Here is a 15,414-nt window from a genome sequence, read left to right as displayed (position 1 = left end):
TCTCGGAAGTTGCAGTGCCGCCCTCGGTAGGGGAAGCCGAGGCGTTACCGCTGAAGTGGAGTATCGTTCTTCATGTGACAGCTGTCCCCGAAGAACAACCAGCCTGGCGCCAGCGCGCCGTTGAGCGTTCCACCCGTGCCGCCAAGCTCCGCGCCGAACAACGGGTGCAGCGCTTCCTGGACGCGGCACAGGAACTGATCGCGGAGAAGCGGACGACGGACTTCACCGTCCAGGAGGTCGTGGACCGCTCCAAACAGTCACTGCGCAGCTTCTACCAGCACTTCGACGGCAAACACGAGCTGCTGCTCGCCCTGTTCGAGGACGCGTTGTCCAAGTCGGCCGCCGAGATCCGTGAGACCGCCGGCTCCCAGTCGGATCCGCTCCAGGCGCTGCGGCTCGCGGTGGAGATGCTGTTCGAGCAGTCGCTCTCCAACCCCGGCGTGGAGCGCCCGCTGTTCAGCGACTTCGCGCTGCAACTCCTCGTGAAGCACCCCTCGCAGGTGGCGACCGCTCACCTCCCCCTGCTCACGGTGTTCACGGAGTTGGTGGAACAGGCCGAGGACGCCGGCGTCATCCCCGCCGGGAAGCCTCGCCGTCAGGCCTCGATCCTGATGCAGACGGTCATGTTCGTCGCGCAGGGCAACGGCGTTCCGGCCGGCAGCCACGCCGCGGCGGTCAGCGCCGAGGAGGTCTGGCAGTTCTGCCTCGGCGGCCTCTCGGGCGTCCCCGTACGCAATTGACGGTTCCTCAGACGCAGTTGACGGTTCTCGCTGCGTAATTGACGCTCTCTGTAGCGGAGAGTACGGTTCTCGCCCACCGGACGGGAGGTGGGCGATGACCGAGCCACTACGGCATGGAGCACAGCGCTACCGGGTCGTGCAGTGGGCCACGGGGAACATCGGTGCCCGCACGATGCGTGCCGTACTGGAGCATCCGAAGCTGACGCTGGCCGGCGTGTATGTCCACACCTCGGCCAAGTCGGGCCTGGACGCGGGTGAGTTGAGCGGCGGGGAGTTCGGCACGACCGGGATCCTCGCCACGCACGACATCGACGAGATCCTGGCGCTCGACGCCGACTGCGTCCTCTACACCCCGCGCACCTGCGACTTCGACGAGGTGTGCACGCTGCTCTCGTCAGGCGTGAACGTCGTGTCGACGCGCGGGGAGTTCCATCACGCGCCCAGCCTCGACCCGGTCACGCGGAAGCGGATCGAGGACGCGTGCGCGGAGGGCGGGACCTCCGTCCACAGCACGGGCAGCAGTCCCGGATTCATCACGGAGGCCCTGCCGATCGTCCTCACCTCGATCCAGCGGCGGCTCGACGCGTTGACGATCGACGAGTTCGCGGATCTCTCCCAACGGGACTCCCCCGGGCTGCTGTTCGAGGTGATGGGCTTCGGGCAGCCCCCTGCCGAATTCGGCGAACAGCGGCTGAACGGACTGCGCGACAGTTTCGGCCCGTCGCTGCGGCTGCTGGCCGAGGCGCTCGGGGCACCACTCGACTCGGTGGAGGCGACCGGCGAGGTCGCGCTCGCCCGGCGCGCGACCACGATCGCGGCGGGCACCCTGCCGGAAGGGGCGGTGGCCGCGCAGCGGATCACGGTTTCCGGTCTGCGCGAAGGCCGTCCCCTGCTGCGGTTCCGCGCCAACTGGTACTGCACTACCGATCTGGACCCGGCCTGGGACCTGCGCTCCACGGGCTGGCATGTCTCGGTCGATGGGGACGCGCCGCTCGACATCGACCTGCGCTTCCCCGTCCCCCTCGACCGGATGGCCGCGATGTCCCCCTCCTACACCGCGAACCGCGCGGTCAACGCTGTCCCCTTCGTCTGCGCGGCGGCCCCGGGAATCCGCACCACGGCCGACCTGCCGCAGATCGTCGCCGACCTCGGTTGAGGCCGGCGCGATCCGCGCCCGATGCTCAGACGGTGCGTGCCGGCGCGGCGACTTCCGTCGGCTCGCCCTCGTCGTCGATCGCGTAGTTCAGGAAGTCGTCGACCATGCGGTGGAACAGCGTTGCCAGTTGCTGCAGTTCGTCCTTCGACCACTCGGAGAGGGCCATCTGCATTCCGCGCGCACCGGCGTCCCGGACGCTGGCGACGGCCTTCTCCCCGGCCTCGGTCAGCTCGATCCGCTGGGCGCGGCGGTCGTCGGGGTCGGGCACGCGGGTGACGTAGCCGGACTTCTGCAGCTGCTGCACCGTACGGGTCACATGCGAGGCCTCGACGCCGAGACGGTTCGCCAGCTCCCCGGGGCGCAGCGGCTCGGAGTCGGCGACCTGCCGCAGCAACGCCACCGCCGCACGGTCCAGCGGCACACCGGCGAGGGCCATGAGCCGGTCGTGCTGACGGGCGCGCGTACTCAGGTAGGTGATCCGAGTGAGGGCTCGCTCGATCTCGGTCACCTCCGGAGAGGCGGGGGCGGTAGGGACCGGTGGTGTGGACATGAGACCCACTTTACCATATTGTTGCGTAACTCAAGTAAGTTACGGCGTGCGTTTACCCCGCCTACGGCGGAGAGAGTACGTCACCCTCAGAAAACCATCGCCCCCGGCGTCACCAGCACTTCTGGCTCGCGAAGAATCGCCCGAAGAACTCAGCCTTGGCCGTGTCCGCCAGGGCGAGCGCGCCGAAGCAGTCCGAGGCCATGGCCGTTGGGGTCGCCGTGGGTCACGAAGTTGACCACGTAGTCGGACAGGGTGTCGGCGACCGCGCGGTCCGCGTCGGTCCAGGGCAGGTTCGTGGCGTAGAGGTTGTCGAAGACGTAGTTGATCTCCGAACCGTGGCAGGCGCCACGGGAGTTGGGCCCGGTCGCAGGGCCGAAGTTGAGGCAGTCCTCGCTCATCGCGACGGAGGCCGAACTCATCATCTGCGGCGGGCGCCAGCGGTTGGCGCCCGCCGTGGTCGCCGCGTAGGGCAGGCCCCTGCGTCGGCGCCGGTCGCGGTGCCGGCGAGTGCGGCCGTCGCGGCGGCGGTCAGCGTCCCGTTGAGGAAGGTCCGGCGGTTCAGGGCGTTCGAAGGCATGGGGGGTTCCCTGGTCCAGGTACTTGCGAACGTGAATTCCGCCGACCAGGAACGCCAACAATATTGTCAACTTCAGAGCGGATCCACAGCATGTTCCCGCAGCGGACCCACGGACAGCCCGCGCATCGCGCACGTGTCGAGGATGCGGGGCACCGCGCCGAGGGTGGCGCGCCAGGAGCCGGGGGCCGAGGTGCAGTCGGAGTCGTGCAGCAGGATCGTGCCGCCGCCGCGCAGATCCGCGGTGACCGTCCGGTGGACCGACTCCGGTGTGGCGCGGGCCCGCCAGTCCTCGCCCCAGGCCGTCCACAGCACCGGCGTGAGGTCCAGGCTGCGGGCCGCGAGGTGGGCGGCGGCGGACATCACGCCGTAGGGCGGGCGGAAGAGCCGTGGTGTGCGGCCGGTGAGGTCGCCGACCGTGTCGCGGGCGCGGGCCAGGTCGTCGTGGGTGGCGCGCGGGCCGCGCAGCAGGAGCGGGCGGTGCAGCCAGCCGTGGACGGCGATCTCGTGTCCGGCGGCGGCGATCTCGCGGACCAGGCCGGGGGCGCGTACCGCCTGGTTGCCGAGGAGGAAGAAGGTGGCGTGGACCCGGCGCTCGTCGAGCAGGCGGAGGAACAGCGGGGTGGAGAGCGGGTCCGGTCCGTCGTCGAAGGTGAGCGCCACGTGGTCGGGCCGACCACGGCCGGAGAGGCGGGGCATTGCGCGGTTGCGGAGCGGGCCGTAGGTGGACAGGACGGGGGCGGCGTACGCGGCGGCGGCGAGCACGGGCAGTACGGAGAGCCCGGTGCGGAGGAGGCGGGCGGCGGTCATGCGGGGCGTCCCGCCGTGGGGCTCGTCGCGGGGCCCGCTGCGGACGCGCCGCGCGCGGTGGCGGGGTCGAGGTCGGGCGGCGCGAGACGAGCGGTCGTAGAAAGAAGGCGTACGACTGTCACGAGCGGTCTCCCTTCGCATGGGCCTCGTGAGCCGTGTGGAGTTCGTGGTGTCCATCGCCCGGGTCGTCGAAGTCGAGACTCTTGCCTATGGCGTGTATCAGGCCCGGGCCGCCGTCGGTCGTGGCGACCGCCGTGCCGACCGCGCCCGCCCAGACCGCGCAGGCCAGGGCGGTGGTGGTCGCGAGCCGCAGGGCGGTCGGACGGACCGGCCGGGTCCGGCGAGCGGCGATCGGGGTGGCGGGTCCTGCGCCGGCCCGGCAGACCCGTACGGTCTCGGCGGCGGGGCCCCGGTCGGCGCCCATCGCCTGCTCGTGGTGTGCGGCGTCCTTCCCGGGAACCCGGTCCGGTCCCCCGCCCGCGAACAGTGCGAGCCCCGCCTCCCGTTGCAGCAGCCCGCGCGGGCCGTCGATCAACTCGGCCAGTACGTGCTTGAGTTGGGCCGGGTCCCGGATCCACGCGGCGACGCCCGCCTGGTCCAGGGCGGACGCGTTGGTCAGGCCGTGGCCGGGTATGCAGCCGTAGCTGGCGACGGGCAGGCCCGCGGCGAAGGCCTCCAGCGAGGTCAGTCCGCCGGCGTTCTGGACCAGGACGTCGGCGGCGTGCATCAGGCCGGGCATGTCGTCGACCCAGCCGTGGACGTGCTCGATACCGTCCGCGCGGAGCTGTTCGGCCAGCTCCTCGTTTCGGCCGCAGACCACGACCGGTACGGCCGCGCCGCAGTCGCGCAGTTCGCGGGCGACCTGCCGTACCGGGCCCACGCCCCAGGAACCCGCGACCAGCAGGGCCAGCGGCGCGTTCGCGGGCAGGCCGAAGCGGGCGCGGGCCGCGGCGCGTTCCGTCGCGTTCACGGGGTGGAAGCGCGGGTCGGCGACCGGGCCACAGACCCGGACGTCGGGTGCGCCCGCGGCTCTGGCCTGGGCGGCGGGCACGGCGTGCAGCGCGAGGTGGACGTCGACGCCGTCGGCCACCCACAGGGGGTGGACGGAGAAGTCGGTCAGGTAGGTGAGGACGGGCACGGTCAGCCGGCCGGCGAGCCGGAGGTTGCCCAGGACCCGGCTCGCGCCCGGGTAGGTCGAGACGACGGCGCCCGCGTCGGCGGGCAGGGCGCGCAGCAGTCTCCCCTCGGCGGAGCGCAGCAACGCGCGCGCCAAGAGGCCGCCGCCTCCGGCGCGTTCGCTGCTGCTGTAGATCCGCTGGTACAGCCAGGGTGTCCGGACGAGCATGCGGTGGTAGCCGTCCCGGACGAGCCGGCCGAGCCGGGCGGGCAGCACGTCCAGCAGGTCGAGCCGGTCGACCGCGAGTCCGGCCGCGACCAGGCGCCGCTCCAGCTCCGCGGCGGCGCCGTCGTGACCGGCTCCGACGCTCGCCGAGACGATCACGATCCGCTCAGCCGCCGACGGACGGCGGGGCGGGGTCGTCCGCCGGGGGCGCAGGGTGGCAACCGCGAGGGCACGCAGATGCACCGTACTTCCGAGGTGGGGCATGGGCTTCTTTTCCTCCGCAGGTGGAGTGGAGCGGCGAAACTCTACAACATGTAGTAGGTAAGGTCGTACAACATGTAGTAGATCGCGATCGCAAAGCTCAGCCCGATCCCCCGACCGGTCACTTCGAGCCCTTGACGCACTTCCTACAGGCCGTAGTAGGTCGGCGGGTAGGCTGGGTCGCCGAGCGGTGAAAGGCGGTGGGGTGAACAGTGCACGACGGGAAGAACGACGAACCCGGCGCGACGTCCGGCAGGCGGGCGCGCGGTGAGCTGGAGAGCGGTGTTCTCGCCGCGCTCTACGAAGCCACCGAGCCGCTGACCGCCCGCCAGGTCAAGGACGGACTACCGGGGGACCTGGCCTACACCACCGTGCTGACGATCCTGTCGCGTCTGTACGACAAGGGGATGCTCGTCCGGCGTCGCGCGGGCCGCGGGTACGCGTACGCGCCCGCCCGGGACGAGGCGACGCACACGGCGGAGCGAATGCGTTCCCTGCTGGAGCACGGCGCCGACCGCGAGGCGGTGCTCACCCGCTTCGTCTCCGAACTGTCCGAGGAGGACGAGCAGTTGCTGCAGCGACTGCTCTCCGGGCACGACGGGCCGCAGCACTCCGGCCGCGCCGACGAAGGACCGTGAGCCGGTGCTGATCAGTGTCTACGTCCCCCTTCTGATCACGATGGTGATCGCGGTGTTCGCACCCCGCGCGGCCCCTCTGCTGGCCCCGCGACCGGCCGCCTGGTCGCTGGCCTCCGCCGCACTCGTGGCTTCGCTCGGCTGGCTCGGCTCCCTGGGACTGCTGGCGTTCGCGGGCCTCGTACAGATCCCCGAGGTCGCCCAGGAGGGGCAGTGGTCGGTCGCCGCCGTACGTGCCTCCGACCCCGTCTACCTCACGGTCGCGGGGGTCGCCGCGCTCGCCCTCCTCGCGTCCGTCGCGGCTCTCGCCGTGGCCACCACCCGCCAGTTGCGGCACCTGCGCTGGGCCCGCCGCGAGTGCCGACAGCTGCCCGGCGACACGGAGTTGGCCGTCCTCGACATGGCGACACCGGAGGCCTTCGCGCTGCCGGGGAAGCCGGGGCGGATCGTGGTGTCGCGCGGCATGCTGCGCTGCCTGGGCGACCGCGAGCGCGAGGCGCTGCTCGCGCACGAGCGGGCCCATCTGTGCGGCCGGCATCATCTCTTCCAGACCCTGTGGCGCCTCTCCGCCGCCGTGAATCCGCTGCTACGGCCACTGTCCGCGGCCGGCGGCTTCGTGCTGGAGCGCTGGGCCGACGAGGAGGCCGCGCTACGGGTCGGCGATCGTGCGGTCGTCGCGCGCGCCGTGGGCCGGGCGGCGCTGGCCACCTCCGCGAACCGTTCCCGCCCGGTGCTGGCCGCGACCGGCGGGGCGGTGCCGCAGCGGGTGCGGGCGCTGCTGGCGCCTCCTCCCCCGCGCCGGGCGCTGCCGTTCGTCGCGGGCGCGGCGCTGCTCGTCATGTGCTGCGGGAGCCTGGCCGATGCGGCGACCGACAGTGAGCAGATGATCGAGACGGCACAGCACGCGGAGTGCCTGACGGCTCGAGCGGCGGCCGCTCCGGCAGTCCCGCCGCACCACGGGCCCTGCTGTGAACACGGGCACCCGGACGGGCCCGCGCGACACCACTGACCTGCGGGCACCACCCACCCCCCAGCCATCCCTCGCCAGTGCCGATCACGGCATCCGGCCGGAATGCGCGCGTGTTATCGTCGGCCTAGCCATCGCCAGGAATCCTGTCGATTGAACCCGGGCGGTCGGACCGCACTCCCCCGTCGCGCGCACTCCATGAATGGAGCGGTATGTCTGTTCTGGCCCGGCCGACGGTGGCCGCCTTCGCCGCCAAGTCCCTGCAGCGTCTCTCCCTGATGGCGGACCGCCGCCCCAGCGGACGCGGCTCCGCGGCCTCCTCGCACCAGCGGTTCCCTCAGTTCCCGCGCACCACAAGGGAGTTGACGATCCCGAGCTCGGTCGCCCCGGCCCGCGCCACGGTGTATCTGCCGGCCGGCGAGGGCCCGCCGCCGGTGCACGTGAACTTCCACGGCGGTGGCTACGTCGTTCCGCTGACCGAGCTCGACGACCCGCTGTGCCGTTTCCTCGCGGCGGAGGCGGGTGTCGTAGTGGTCAACGTCGACTACGTCGTCGCGCCGCAGCACCCGTTCCCCGCACCGCCCCGGCAGGCCTTCGAGGTGGTCCGGTGGATCGCGGAACACGGCGCCGAACAGGGCTGGGACGGCGAGCGGCTCACCGTGGGCGGGCAGAGCGCCGGGGGCGGACTCGCGGCGGCGGTGGCCCGGCAGGCACTGGAGGAGGGCGGCCCCTCGATCGCGCTCCAAGTACTGCACTATCCGCCGCTGGACCTCGCGACCAGCGCCAAGGACAAGCGGGCCGCCATCGCCAAGCCGGTGCTGCGCCCCTGGATGGCCGAGGTCTTCGACACGTCGTACGTCCCGGATCCGAAGGTTCGCTCCGACCGGCTGGTGTCTCCCGCCCACCCCTCGGACACCGCGGACCTCAAGGGCATCGCGCCGGCGCTGGTCGTCACGGCGGAGTACGACCTCCTCAAGGCCGAAGGCGTGCGCTATGCCGACCGGTTGCGTACGGCGGGCGCTCTGGTGGAGCACGTCGACGTCGCCGGAGCCGACCACGGCTACGACGGCACGGACGACGAACGGGCGCTGGAGACCTACGCGTTGATCGCCCGCCAGGTACGGCAAGCCGTGGGAACCGGCTGAACTACCTTCCGAGAACAACACACTTCGCCGACCGTCCCCCTCCGGGGCGGTCGGCGAAGTGCCGCTGGGTCACGCCGACAGCACCGGCTCCGGCGGAGTGAGGCCGAACTTCCCTGCCGCCTCGGTCAGTTCACGCCACACCTTGGGCGCGACCGGGATGCCCTTCGCGCCGCGCGCCTCGGCGACCGCCGCGCTGCGCTCGCCGGGATAGAAGACACCCTCGGCTCCGTCCGCGGGCGGCAGTTGCTTGAGGGTGGCCAGCGTCGCGTCGACCGCCTCGGTGAAGGCGGCCGGGTCGCCGAAGGCCGCCGGGTCCAGGGCGATGAGCAGCGCGTTCTGCCGGTGCTTGCGGCCCTGCGGGTCGTCCGAGTGGAACGCGGCGAAGATCGGCGCGCCGACCAGCACGCTGGTGAGCAGCTCGAAGGCGAGGGACATCCCGGAACCCTTGGCACCGCCCAACGGCAGGGGCATGACGGCCAGTTGGGGATCGGTGGTCGGGGTACCGTCGGCGGTGGCCGCCGCACCCTCGGGCAGCGGGGTGCCGCTCGCCTTCGCCTGGCGGATCTTGCCCAGGGCGATGGTGGCGGTGGCCATGTCGAGCAGTAGCGGGGCATGCGCCTTCGCCGGTACGGCAATGGCGAGCGGGCTGGTCGCCACGGCTGCGCCCTTGACGCCGGTGTAGCCCATGTTGGGCATCCCGGAGACGTAGCCGATGCCGACGAGCCCCTGCTCGGCGATCTTCGACACGTAGTAGCCGATGGCGCCGGTGTGGACGGTACGCCGGACCCCGACGGCGGCAACTCCACTGATCCTGGCCCGGGTTACCGCCTCTTCGGCGGCGGCACTGAGAGCGACCGGGCCGGGGGCGCGGTCGGCGTCCAGGACGGCGGCGGCCGGGGCGGTGGACTCGATCTTGATGTCGGCGTCGGCGTTGGCCACGCCCTTGGCCAGCAGCTCCAGGTAGGCGGGGACGCGGGCGATGCCGTGCGAGTCGACGCCCCGGAGCGCGGCCCACACGAACACGTCGGCGGTGGTGCGCGCCTGCTCGGTGTTCAGGCCGCCCTTCTCCAGGAGGGCCGCGGAGAAGGTGCGCAGGTCGTCGGCGGCGACAAGGACCTTGCCCGGCTTGGGCGTTGCGGTGTCGGACATGGTGGCGGATGCCTTCCTGGTTCAGCGGGTGACGAGTACGTCGACGACAGCGGTGGTGCCCTCCGCCACGGCCTTGAGCGCACGCTCCAGCGCGGGCGCGAGCGCCTCGGGCGCGTCGACCGTCTCGGTGTGCATCCCGAACGGCTCGGCGAACGCGGCGAGCCGGGGCAGCCGGTGCAGATCGGTGCCGAGCCACTCGCCGGTGTCGGCGGCGGCGCCCTCGGGATAGAACCTGCGGTGGTTAAGGTTCATCGACTTGTAGACGCGGTTGTTGAACACCACGATCAGCAAAGGGAGTTCGTAGGCGTTCGAGGCGTCGTACGACTGGATGACCGGGTTGTAGGTGAAGGCGCCGTCGCCGATGGTCAGGACCACCGGGCGTTCCTTCGCGGCGAGTTTGACGCCGAGCGCGACCGCGATGCCCTGGCCGAGGCCGCCCTGGACGTAGAAGTACGAGTCGGGGTCGGCGGTTTGGACATGGCGCTTCACGACACGGCTGTGGGTGATGGTCTCGTCGACGACGATCCCGTCCCGGCCCTCCAGCATCTTGCGCAGGGTCGCGGCGACGAGCACCGGGTCGATGCCCTCGGGGGCCTGGGCGGCCTTCGCCTCGGCCGCGGCGATGGCGGACTGCTCGTCGGCGTGCCGCTGCTCCTGGGCGGCGCGGCGCACCCCGACCGCCTCCGTGTCGAGGTCCTTCGCCCGCTTGGCCAGCTGGCGCAGGGTGTTGGCGACGCTGCCTTCCAAGTACCTGTCGGCGAACAGGACTTGGTAGACGACGTGCGGTCGCTGCGGTACTTCGTCGATGACGACGACGGTCGCCTTGGAGGGGCGGCGCGACGGCGGGTAGAAGGGGGCGCGGCAGTTGACGAGGAGGATCAGGTCCGCCTCGTCCATCCACGGCCCGATGTCGCTGCCGGCGTGCAGCGGGTGGGTGCGCGGGAAGTTGCCGCACACCGCCGAGTCGGGCTCGACGACGGGGATGTTCCACGCCTCGGCGAAGGCGACGAGCGCCTCGAAGCCACCTGCCTCGCGTCCGGCCGTCTCCGTGACGATGACGGGATTCGAGGCCTCGCGGATCAACTGGGCGACCGGGTCGACCTCTTCGGGCGAGCTGTGCGTGGAGCCCGGCGCCACGATCGGCTTGGCCTCACGCCCGTCCCACTCCTCCAGGAGGATCTCCAACGGGACGTTGAGGTACGCCGGTCCCGCCGGGGCCCGCCAGGCCAGTTCCGCCGCGCGCGTCACCATCGTAGGAAGGGTGTGGACGCTGGCGGCCTCGTTGGACCACTTGGTGAAGGGCTGCGCGATCTGGTGCGGGCCCCCCACGATGGACAGGTTGCGGTACCACTGGCCGCCCGGGTCCTGGCCGGGGCCGTCGCCGTACGTGGTGGACTCCGAGGAGCTGACCACCATCGGGACGCCCGCGAGCAGTGCCCCGTGCACGGCCATCGAGCCCTGGAGCAGACCGGGGGCCGCGTGCAGGAGCACGCCCTGCGGCCGGCGCTTGATGAGTCCGTAGCCGGTGGCCATGCCGACGGCGACGGTCTCGTGGGTCAGGTCCAGGTACTGCGGGCAGGGCAGTCCGTCGCGGTGGCGGCGGGCCAGGGACTCCCAGACGGGAGCCCATTCGGAACCCGACGAACAGAAGATGTAGTCGGCGCCGACGGCGTTGAAGGCGGTAACGAGAGCATCGCCGCCGTCGGCGCCCGGGGAGTTGGTGGTGTCGGTCATCTCTCGTGCTTCCTCAGCCCTCGATCGGCCAGTTCAGGACCTCGGAGATACCGCGGCCCATGATCCATTCAAGCTCCTCGGGCGTGAAGTCCCAGTGCTTGGTGAACTGCTCGATCGTGTCGGTGTAGGTGATGCCGTGGCCGAGCAGCCGCGTGATGTCGGTGCCGTAGAAGCAGCGCTGCGGGCCCATCTTGTCGACCATCTCGCGCACGTACTTCTGGATGTTGTTGTTCGGGAAGGGCTGCGTGGAGTAGCCGGGGAGCGCCGAGACCTTCACATAGATGTTCGGGTGGACGGCCAGGTCGGCGGTCTCCGAGACCCAGTAGCCGATCGCGTCGTCGACGCAGCGGGCCATGATGCCCATGTGGTCGATGATGATCTTCAGCTCGGGGTGCTTGGCGGCGATCTCGCCCAACTCCCGCTTCCAGATGGGCGCGTGGACCATCGTCGGGATGCGCAGCTCCTCGGCGATCGGCCAGTACCAGTCGTTGGTGCCGTCGATCATCCAGTTGCGGTCCTGCGGCCGGTGGAAGGTGAGGCGGGTGCCCTTCACATGCGGGTTCTGCGCGAAGTCCTTCAGCAGCGCCTTGCCCTCTTCGGGCTTGTTCTGCGGGATGCGCGCCATGATGCCGAAGCGGTCGGGGTGCGCCACGCAGGCCTCCAGGGCGTAGTCGATACGGTCGCCCTCCCAGGACGGCGGCAGGATCAGGGCCCGGTTGACGCCGGCCTCGTCCATCAGCTCCAGGGCCTCTTCGTAGGAGAAGGGGTCCTCGCGGTGTCCGTTGAGGCGGATGCGCTCCCGCGCTCCCGGGACCCAGGGGCGGTCCGGGCTCTCTTCCTTCCAGATGTGGATCTGCGTGTCGACAACGAACATGTCCGGGACTCTTTCTCTCGAAGGTCTTTACGGAAGGAACGCTAGGCAGGCGAAGGGGCCTTGCCGAGCGCTGGGAGTGCAAGCAGTAGTTGCGCGGAACACCGCTGCACGCAGGGCATTCTCAGTTTGCGGACGAGGCGCCGAACACCGCGCCGACGATGTGCTCGGCGATCGCCATGGAGGCGGTGGCGGCCGGCGAAGGCGCGTTCCGTACGGCGGTGATCCGGCCGACCCGATGGATGCGGAAGTCGTCCACGAGCGTGCCGTCGGGATCCAGTGCCTGGGCCCGGACGCCCGCTCCGCCGCGTACGACGTCGGCGACGCCGACACCGGGGACGTAGAGCTTCGCGTCCTTCATGAAGGCCGACGCGGACAGCGAGCCGCGGTACTCCTTGATGCCGGTCCGCCAGTGCTGGGCGGCCATCCGCCAGGTGCCGGGGTACGCGGCCAGTCCGGCGAGGTCCTTCACGGAGAGGCGCCCGAGCTTGTAGCCCTCCCTCGCCGGCGCGAGGACGGCGTTCGGGCCGACCTCGACGCTGCCGTCGACCCGGGGCGTGAAGTGCACGCCGAGGAAGGGGTAACGGGGGTCCGGCACCGGGTAGATGAGCCCGCGTACCAGATGGGTGCGCTCCGGCTTGAGGAGCATGTACTCGCCCCGGAACGGGATGATCTTCGGCGCCTTCTTGTCCTGCGCGAGCTTGGCCACGGCGTCCGAGTGCAGCCCCGCGCAGAGGATCAGCCGGTCGACGCGGACGCGCTCCTCTCCCGACGCGACCTCGATACCGCCCGGCGCATTGGTGATGGACGTGACCGGAAAGCCGAGCCGCACCTCTCCCCCGGAGGCCTCGATGTCCTTGGCGAACTCGCGGGCGATCGCCGGGTAGTCGGTGATCGCGGTGCGCGGGGAGTGCAGAGCGGCGATACCGCCGACGTGCGGCTCCAGCTCCCTGATCTCCTCCCGGGAGATCCTGCGGAGTTCGGGCACGTGGTTGTTCCTGGCCCGCTCGTACAGGTTCTCCATCCGGCCCAGCTCGTCCGGGCGTACGGCCACGACGAGCTTGCCGATCTCCTCGTACGGCAGCCCGCGGTCCTGGCAGTACTCGCGCAGGATCGATACGCCCCGGACGCACAGGTCGGCCTTGAGGCTGCCCGGCGCGTAGTAGATGCCGGCGTGCACGACACCGGAGTTGTGGCCGGTCTGGTGGACGGCGACCTCCTGTTCCTTCTCCATGACCACGACCCGGGTGCCGGGGCGGCGCAGGGCGATCTCACGGGCGGTGGCCAGGCCCACGATGCCGGCGCCGACGATGCCGATCGTCTCGTCAGCCATCGGCATCCTCCTCTCTCTGTGCTGCTCGCCCGCTCATGCACCGATGTGCACGGCGACGGTCTTGACCCGGGTGGAGAAGCGCAGGACCTCGTCGCCCTGCTCCTTGTAGCCGGTGCCGGAGTCGTGGAAGCCGCCGAAGGGCAGGTGCACGTCCCAGCCGGGGGTGGTCGCGTTGACCGCGATCTGCCCGCACTCGGCGTCGTCGGCGAAGCGGTACGCGGAGGCGAGGTCGCGGGTGAACACGGCGGCGGCCAGGCCGAATTGGGAGTCGTTGACCGCGTCCACGGCCTGCGTGAAGTCGTCCACGGCGCGGACGGCGAGGACCGGTCCAAAGACCTCCTCGCGCCAGATCGCCGTCTCGGCGGTGACGTCGGCGAGCACGGTCGGCTGGACGAAGCAGCCGTGCGCGTGGTCGCCCTCGGTGTCCGCCGCGCCACCGGTGAGGACGGTGGCACCCTGCTCGACGGCGCCCTTGAGGTGGGCGAGGACGCTGTCCCGCTGCTTGGGGCTGGACAGCGGGCACAGGGTGGTCGCCGGGTCGCTGCCGGGGCCGACCTTCAGCGCCTCGACCTCGGCGACGAGGAGCCGGGTGAACTCGTCGTACACCGGCCGCTCGACGATGACACGACTCGTGGCGGTGCAGCGCTGTCCGGCCTGGCCGAAGGACGCGGCTACGACGGTCTTCGCGGCGAACGGCAGGTCGGCGTCCGCCAGGACCACCGAGGCGTTCTTGCCGCCGAGTTCGCCCTGGAAGCGGACGTTGCGGTCGGCGAGGCGGCGGCGGATGCGGTTGCCGACCTCGTTCGAGCCGGTGAAGGTGATGCCGACGATGCGCGGGTCGTCGAGGAGGGCCTCCTCGATCTCGGCGGTGCGGCCCGTGACCACGTTCAGGACTCCGGCGGGCAGTCCGGCGTCGTGCAGGGCGCGGGCGAGGTGCAGGCCCGACAACGGTGTCTCGGTGGCCGGCTTGAACACGGCCGCGTTGCCGGTGGCGAGCAGCGGGGCGAGCTTGCGGGCCGGAGTGATCAGTGGATCGTTCCAGGGGCTGATCACGAGGATCACGCCGATCGGCTCGCGCTGGGTGTGGACGCGGGTGTTGGGGCGGGCGTCGTGCAGGAGGGTGCCGTAGCCCTGGCGGGCCAGGCCGGCGTAGTAGTCGAGGAAGTCGGCGGCCTTGAGGGTCTCACCGCGGGCCTCGGCGCCGGTCTTGCCGTTCTCGGCGGTGACGTCGGCCGCGATCTCGTCGACCCGCTCGCGGATCAGCCTGGCCGCCTCGGTGAAGATCCGGGACCGCTCGAAGGGGCTGGTGCGCTTCCATACGGCGAAGCCGCGCTCGGCGTGGTCGTAGGCGCGGGTGATGTCCTTGGCGGCGAGGGCGGGGATGCGCGCGAGGGGGGTGCGGACGTCGGCGGGGTTCTGTACCTCGATCCACTCGCCGGTCGTCACCCACTCTCCACCGGAGAGGGTTTCCAGGCTTCGCATGAAGATCACTTCCTTCGTCCGCCGCGGTGCGGGTCCGCGGTCTGCACAGTCAGCGGCCGCAGTGGGCCGAATGCGACAACACACCATGTGGGGGCGGTGCCACCAGTCCCGCAGAGGCAGGCATTGCTTGCGCCGCGCGCAGGTCGGCGCAGGGTTGATCCGTGCTGGAATCGGCAGGCCGGACGGCATGTGCCACGCCGCCGGGAGCCGAGGATCCGTCGCGGATCGACCGAGGATTCGATGAGGAGAGACACCACATGGCCTACGCAGTCATCGCCCGCTACTTCTGCGAGCCCGCCGACGAGGCCACGGTCCGGGCCGCGCTGCTGAAGGTGCGCGAGCAGAGCCGTGCCGAGCCGGGGAACCTGGCGTACGAGGTGCACGCCGAGGCGGAGGTGCCGGGGAGTTTCGTGCTGTACGAGCAGTACGCCGACCGGGCCGGTTTCGAGGCGCACAAGGCGGCCGACCACTTCGACGAGCTGATCGTGCGGACGATCTGGCCGCTGCTGACCGATCGCAAGGTGACGTTCGCCGAGGTGCTTTGACGGACCCTGCCGGGAAGCGCTGGGACGCGCTTCCCCGCGCGGGCGGGCCGATCAGAAAACGTTTCCCCCCACCTACCCGGCGGTCGTCTCCACCCCCGCGATCTTACGGCGCGGGTGCGC

The 15,414-nt window shown here is 71.1% G+C and carries 16 protein-coding genes; 6 read left to right on the top strand and 10 right to left on the bottom strand.

What is annotated here, in order from left to right:
* Window positions 1-74 precede the first annotated feature (74 nt).
* Together ACFXC1_RS07465 and ACFXC1_RS07460 are read left to right on the top strand one after the other, a co-directional pair.
* Window positions 75-740, top strand: coding sequence for a TetR/AcrR family transcriptional regulator (locus ACFXC1_RS07465; RefSeq protein ID WP_381240093.1), 666 nt, complete (start codon window positions 75-77; stop codon window positions 738-740).
* Between the two features lie 94 nt (window positions 741-834).
* On the top strand, window positions 835-1,896 hold the full coding sequence (locus ACFXC1_RS07460; protein WP_381240090.1) for an NAD(P)H-dependent amine dehydrogenase family protein: 1,062 nt from the start codon (window positions 835-837) through the stop codon (window positions 1,894-1,896).
* Between the two features lie 25 nt (window positions 1,897-1,921).
* Here ACFXC1_RS07460 and ACFXC1_RS07455 read toward each other — a convergent pair whose 3' ends face one another.
* The 5 genes from ACFXC1_RS07455 to ACFXC1_RS07435 all read right to left on the bottom strand — a co-directional run bounded on the left by ACFXC1_RS07455 (window position 1,922) and on the right by ACFXC1_RS07435 (window position 5,436).
* A complete protein-coding gene (locus ACFXC1_RS07455; protein WP_381240088.1) occupies window positions 1,922-2,446 on the bottom strand; it encodes a MarR family winged helix-turn-helix transcriptional regulator in 525 nt (174 codons plus the stop codon).
* Window positions 2,447-2,595: 149 nt separating this feature from the next.
* Window positions 2,596-3,093, bottom strand: a complete 498-nt coding sequence (locus ACFXC1_RS07450) for a carboxylesterase family protein (protein WP_381240086.1) — start codon at window positions 3,091-3,093, stop codon at window positions 2,596-2,598.
* A 2-nt stretch (window positions 3,094-3,095) separates the two neighbouring features.
* Window positions 3,096-3,830 carry a polysaccharide deacetylase family protein gene (locus ACFXC1_RS07445; RefSeq protein WP_381240083.1) on the bottom strand — a complete coding sequence of 245 codons (735 nt, stop codon included), beginning with the start codon at window positions 3,828-3,830 and terminating at the stop codon, window positions 3,096-3,098.
* A complete protein-coding gene (locus ACFXC1_RS07440) occupies window positions 3,827-3,952 on the bottom strand; it encodes a hypothetical protein (RefSeq protein WP_381240081.1) in 126 nt (41 codons plus the stop codon). Before ACFXC1_RS07440 ends, ACFXC1_RS07445 begins: the two co-directional genes overlap by 4 nt.
* Window positions 3,949-5,436 (bottom strand): glycosyltransferase, encoded by a 1,488-nt coding sequence (locus tag ACFXC1_RS07435; protein WP_381240079.1) that lies wholly within the window; start codon window positions 5,434-5,436, stop codon window positions 3,949-3,951. Before ACFXC1_RS07435 ends, ACFXC1_RS07440 begins: the two co-directional genes overlap by 4 nt.
* A gap of 209 nt (window positions 5,437-5,645) precedes the next feature.
* Between ACFXC1_RS07435 and ACFXC1_RS07430 the strand changes: the two genes are divergently transcribed.
* The 3 genes from ACFXC1_RS07430 (at window position 5,646) to ACFXC1_RS07420 (ending at window position 8,180) form a co-directional block, all read left to right on the top strand.
* Window positions 5,646-6,071, top strand: coding sequence for a BlaI/MecI/CopY family transcriptional regulator (locus ACFXC1_RS07430; protein ID WP_381240076.1), 426 nt, complete (start codon window positions 5,646-5,648; stop codon window positions 6,069-6,071).
* A gap of 4 nt (window positions 6,072-6,075) precedes the next feature.
* Window positions 6,076-7,077 (top strand): M56 family metallopeptidase, encoded by a 1,002-nt coding sequence (locus ACFXC1_RS07425; protein WP_381240074.1) that lies wholly within the window; start codon window positions 6,076-6,078, stop codon window positions 7,075-7,077.
* 170 nt (window positions 7,078-7,247) lie between these two features.
* Window positions 7,248-8,180 (top strand): alpha/beta hydrolase fold domain-containing protein, encoded by a 933-nt coding sequence (locus tag ACFXC1_RS07420; RefSeq protein WP_381240072.1) that lies wholly within the window; start codon window positions 7,248-7,250, stop codon window positions 8,178-8,180.
* Window positions 8,181-8,249: 69 nt separating this feature from the next.
* On the opposite strand, the gene ACFXC1_RS07415 is transcribed toward ACFXC1_RS07420, so the two are convergent.
* From ACFXC1_RS07415 to ACFXC1_RS07395, 5 genes are all read right to left on the bottom strand, one after another.
* Entirely contained in the window at window positions 8,250-9,329 is a 1,080-nt protein-coding gene (locus ACFXC1_RS07415; protein WP_381240070.1) for an Ldh family oxidoreductase, read from the bottom strand.
* A gap of 21 nt (window positions 9,330-9,350) precedes the next feature.
* On the bottom strand, window positions 9,351-11,063 hold the full coding sequence (locus tag ACFXC1_RS07410) for a thiamine pyrophosphate-dependent enzyme (protein ID WP_381240068.1): 1,713 nt from the start codon (window positions 11,061-11,063) through the stop codon (window positions 9,351-9,353).
* 13 nt (window positions 11,064-11,076) lie between these two features.
* A complete protein-coding gene (locus ACFXC1_RS07405) occupies window positions 11,077-11,937 on the bottom strand; it encodes an amidohydrolase family protein (protein WP_381240065.1) in 861 nt (286 codons plus the stop codon).
* Between the two features lie 121 nt (window positions 11,938-12,058).
* The gene (gene lhgO / locus ACFXC1_RS07400) at window positions 12,059-13,267 is read right to left on the bottom strand and encodes an L-2-hydroxyglutarate oxidase (protein ID WP_381240063.1); all 1,209 of its coding nucleotides are present in this window, start codon (window positions 13,265-13,267) and stop codon (window positions 12,059-12,061) included.
* A 33-nt stretch (window positions 13,268-13,300) separates the two neighbouring features.
* Window positions 13,301-14,749 carry an aldehyde dehydrogenase family protein gene (locus tag ACFXC1_RS07395; protein WP_381240061.1) on the bottom strand — a complete coding sequence of 483 codons (1,449 nt, stop codon included), beginning with the start codon at window positions 14,747-14,749 and terminating at the stop codon, window positions 13,301-13,303.
* A 257-nt stretch (window positions 14,750-15,006) separates the two neighbouring features.
* Between ACFXC1_RS07395 and ACFXC1_RS07390 the strand changes: the two genes are divergently transcribed.
* Window positions 15,007-15,294 (top strand): putative quinol monooxygenase, encoded by a 288-nt coding sequence (locus tag ACFXC1_RS07390; protein WP_381240058.1) that lies wholly within the window; start codon window positions 15,007-15,009, stop codon window positions 15,292-15,294.
* The last annotated feature ends 120 nt before the right edge of the window (window positions 15,295-15,414 follow it).

Source organism: Streptomyces hokutonensis (genome assembly GCF_042751305.1).
In the GTDB taxonomy this organism is placed as follows: Bacteria; Actinomycetota; Actinomycetes; order Streptomycetales; family Streptomycetaceae; genus Streptomyces; species Streptomyces hokutonensis_A.
Note: the sequence above shows the minus strand (reverse complement) of the source record. Positions and strands in the feature narration are given on the sequence as shown.